The 3,090-nt window shown below is 58.3% G+C and carries 1 protein-coding gene and 1 pseudogene (1 of these 2 cut by a window edge); both read right to left on the reverse strand.

Features of this window, described 5'->3' with window-relative positions; all coding sequences use genetic code 11:
* Nucleotides 1-2,440, reverse strand: a pseudogene (locus tag EGH24_RS15180) (heavy metal translocating P-type ATPase); its annotated part reaches 17 nt to the left of the window's first position; the annotation flags it as partial.
* Nucleotides 2,441-2,533: 93 nt separating this feature from the next.
* Nucleotides 2,534-3,090: AsnC family transcriptional regulator (locus EGH24_RS15185; RefSeq protein WP_142980912.1), on the reverse strand; the 557-nt coding region annotated here is incomplete at its 5' end.

Genomic DNA, 3,090 nt, shown 5'->3' on the forward strand with positions numbered 1-3,090 from the left:
GCGCCCACACGAGGTTCTGTTTGATCTTCGCGAGCGTCGCATCGGAGATCCGGATCGCCTTCACCACGTCGAGCGGGTCGTCGCGCATCAGCGTCACGTCGGCCGCTTCGATCGCAACGTCCGTCCCCGAGCCGATGGCAGTGCCGACGTGTGCGACTGCGAGCGCTGGCGCGTCGTTGACACCGTCACCGACCATCATCGCTTGCCGACCTCCGTCCTGAATACTGTCGACAGCGTTGGATTTGTCTTCGGGAAGGACTCCTGCGCGGACGTTTTCCGGATCGATACCGACCTGTTTGGCGACCGCACGAGCAGTTCGTTCGTTGTCGCCCGTAATCATCATCACGTCAACGCCCCGTTGTTGTAGGGCCGTAACGGCCTGCTTGGAGCTCTCTTTGATTGTGTCGGCGTCAGCCACTACACCAACCAGTTCGCCCTCGAAAGCGACGAGCATCGCCGTCTTCCCCTCGTTTTCGAGGCGTTCCATCGTCTCTTCGGCGGGAGACGGGTCGATGTCGTTATCTCGCAGCAACTTGCGGTTGCCGACCAGCACCTCGCTGCCACCAATGACTGCTTTGATCCCGTGGCCCGGAACGTTCTCGAAGTCGTCAGGCTCAGTCACGTCCAGACCGCGTTCTTCGGCCCCTTCGACGATTGCCCGCGCGAGGGGGTGTTCGCTTCCGCTTTCTGCGATCGCCGCCAGCCGCAGCACGTCGTCCTCTGAGAGGCGGTCACGAGTGCTGAGCTGTCCACCATCTGGTGTCGGCTCGCCCCCGTCAGTCACCGCATTTCCATCGCCATCGAAGACGACCACGTCGGTCAGTTCCATTTCACCCTTCGTGAGGGTGCCCGTCTTGTCGAAGACGACCGTGTCGACGTCTTTCGCGCGTTCGAGGATGTCACCGCCCTTGAACAGGACGCCGTTCTGAGCGCCGATAGTCGTCCCGACCATGGTGGCTGCGGGCGTCGCCAGCCCCAGCGCACAGGGGCAGGCAATGAGGATCGAGGACGCGAAGACGATGATTGCGAACTCGAAGACGGTGACCGTGCCGCCCGCCGCTGCCGGGCCGCCCGCCACCTGCCCCCATAGCGGGAGCCAGTCAACGAAGCCAGCCAGCACCTCCGGGAACAGGAACCAAATAACGCTCCAGAGGATAGCGTTCGCGATAACTGCCGGCACGAAATACGCCGAGATGCGGTCTGCTAGATTCTGGATATCTGGCTGGCGCGATTGTGCTTCCTTGACGGTCTGAACGATTTGCTGGAGGGCAGTATCTTCGCCGACGTTAGTGGCCTCCACGAGAAGAACGCCGTTCTCGTTAATCGTCGAGCCGACGACCTCATCTCCCTCCTCTTTTTCTACAGGGACAGACTCACCGGTAACCATCGACTCGTCGACGGCGGACTGCCCGTCAACGACGACCCCGTCGGTTGGGATCTTCTCACCGGGGCGGACTTTCATCTGGTCACCCGTTGTGACCTCTTCAAGTGGAATCTCTTCCTCACTACCATCCTCACGGACAATGGTCGCCGTTTCGGCTTCCATTTCGAGGAGCTTCCGGAGGGCCTCGCCCGCTTGACCCTTTGAACGAGCTTCGAGATAGTTACCGAGCGTAATGAACACGAGGATGAGGGCTGCCGTGTCGAAGTAGAGCCCACCCGCGATGAGTTCAGCAAGGACNGCCACNGAGTANANNTANGCNGTNGTCGACCCNANCGCGATNAGCACGTCCATGTTGGCGCGNCCNTTCTTCACGANCGCCTTGTACGAGTTCTTATAGAACGGCCAGCCGAGGATCGCCTGTACCGGCGTGGCGAGCAGGAACTCGACCCAGCCGAGTTCCACGCCGAAAACGGTTTCAGGGACGAACACGCCACCGAGAAGATAGCTGTCGATGAGGAAGAAGAGCAGTGGAACTGATAATACTGCCCCAAAGAGGGTTAGCCTGAGCTGTTTCCGTATCTCAGCCTGGCGGGCGGCATCACGCGCATCCTGCCCCGAGCCCTCATCGCCACTGTCTTCGCGAACTGGCGAATAGCCGGCGTCTTCGATGGCATCGTACAGCGCATCGAGAGACACCTCTGCCGGATTGTAGGTCACCTGCGCTTCGTCAGTCGCGTAGTTTACCTCCGCGGTAATGACTCCGAGTGTACTCTCGAGGGCAGTTTCGTTAGTCTCGGCGCAGTTGGCACACGTCATATCGGAGATGGCGATGGTCACCGTCTCCGAGACTGCACCGTAGCCCGCCTCGTCGATTGCGTCGTAGATTTCGTGAAGCGATACTGTCTCGGGATCGTAGGTAACAGACCCCTCATCGGTGGCGAAGTTCGCATCCGCCTCCGATACCCCCTCAAGTGATTCGAGAGTGTCCTGAATCGTCGCCGAGCAGTTGGCGCAGGACATTCCCGTAATGTCGAGATGTATTGTTTGGCTTGTCATGCTCGTATTACTATACGGGGTCTATATTTACGCGATTTACTGTTTCGAGAGGGTGGTTATTGGACCCGCGAAAGTTTGAAATCTAAAAGGATACTACGCCCCTTCTTCGAGTCGCTGATAGCGGTCTTCGAAGCGTGCGAGACAAGATGGACAACAAAAGTGGTAAACCTCGCCGTCAATCCGTGTTGTCTCTCCTTCAGTATCGACGGTATTGTTACATTCAGCACAAGTAAGGGCAAACTCGGCACCATCAACGGATGGCGTCCATTCCATTGCGTCGATTAGCGTGACCGTATAATCTGCTATATTGATCTCATCGAAGAGTCCATTCATCCACTGACGAACGTTATGAGCTTCGACACGTGCGTAAAACCAGAGATCCCCCTCAGAGGTCATGAAGACGTGTTCGACACCATCTGACTCTCGGGCCTGCTTGCGGGCTGGTTCCAGCGACTCAGATCCAATCTCAGCCTGAATGAATACCGGAACACCAGCTCGCAGTTGTGCGCGATTCACGTCGATGGTGAAGCCGTTGATGATATTGGCCTCCTCTAACCGTTTCACGCGGTCTGATACGGCTGGCCCCGAGAGATCCACCTCCTCACCGATGCTGCTGAACGGGCGTCGCGCGTCCTCTGCTAGTAGCGAGA

It is taken from the genome of Halonotius terrestris (genome assembly GCF_006861665.1).
GTDB lineage: Archaea > Halobacteriota > Halobacteria > Halobacteriales > Haloferacaceae > Halonotius > Halonotius terrestris.